Genomic DNA, 1,189 nt, shown 5'->3' with positions numbered 1-1,189 from the left:
CGATTCTGTCCTTACATGGTCGAGATGGCGGTGGGCGCAGCCGCCATGGCGTGCCGAGCGATGTCGCCCGGTGCGACGATCATGAGTCGGGTGTTGTCGCGCAGTCGGGCCAGCGCCACGAACTCGACCTCGGTCTCCTCACGTTGGTGCGGCAGGTAGAGGCGCCGCCTGTCTCCATCGGGGTGGGTGACCGTGGTGACGTCGTCGTCGAGGATTCGGCGGGCGACCGGATCGGCCTGCCTGATGTGGTCGCAGACCTCGTTGAGGCGTGCGTCGTCCGGGTGCGCTTTGTGGGCCAGGCGCAGCTGTGAGGCCATGGGCTTGGCCCAGGTCTCCTCCCAGTCAATCAGCTGGAGCCGGGCTTCTGGGTAGGTCAGCGCCCAGATCATGACGTTGATGCCGTGCATCATCCACGGGTAGTCGCGGGCCGCGGCCTCGTTGAAGACGCGTACATCCCAGCAGTGGTCGAAGGTGTAAGCGGGGTACATCTGGCCGTAGACGATGGCCGCGCCCACGGGGTCGATGGCGCTGGCGTCCGCGTCTGCGTGCGGGAGCGGCGGCGGCTCGCAGCCGTTTGCCTCCAGCCACAGGTGTGCGCGCTGCGCGCTGTCCAGGCCGAGGACGCGAACGATCCTCTCCAGGAACTCGTCACCGACGTGGTCGAGTACGCCGCGCTCCAGCCTGCCGTACCAGCCTTCGGTGACCCCGGTCAGCTCTGCCAGGCCTCTTTGCGTGAGGCCTTTGCGGTGGCGGGAGCCGTAGCGGGCGGTGAATCCGGGCACGGCGTGCGGGTTGCAGTCTTCGCGCCAGGTCTTGAGCATCCGAGTGATCGGCGGCAGGTTGCACATGGAAGGCAATACTCCCCTGAGTAAAGAAAAGCAAAAGTATCAGGAGATCTTAACGCAGCTTATACGTTCACCTGACTTGGGAGTGAGTAACCGTCACGCCTCCCATGTCAGGATCTTTTCGGGCATAACCGCACACGAAATGGGCTGTAACCCGCACTCGTAGTGCCGGTACTTCGGCTACCGACACCCTCACAACCTGCCTAACAGGATGGAATCCGGGCAATGTGTGGCACCGCTGCCCAAGGTCACCCCCTTAGGGCAGCAGTCCGCCCCGCAGCCCCTCCCCCCACCTCGCCAGGCTGCCGCAAGCGGACGCCGCATCATCGACGATCCGAGAGGTG

General features: G+C 65.0%; 1 protein-coding gene. It reads right to left on the bottom strand.

What is annotated here, in order from left to right; all coding sequences use genetic code 11:
- Positions 1-11 precede the first annotated feature (11 nt).
- Positions 12-848 carry an MmyB family transcriptional regulator gene (locus ACZ5CR_RS46270; RefSeq protein WP_468870018.1) on the bottom strand — a complete coding sequence of 279 codons (837 nt, stop codon included), beginning with the start codon at positions 846-848 and terminating at the stop codon, positions 12-14.
- Positions 849-1,189: the final 341 nt, after the last annotated feature.

The sequence above is a fragment of the Streptomyces sp. NPDC031274 genome (assembly GCF_055570235.1).
The sequence above is the reverse complement of the archived record's forward strand: the minus strand, read 5'-3'. Positions and strand labels throughout refer to the sequence as shown.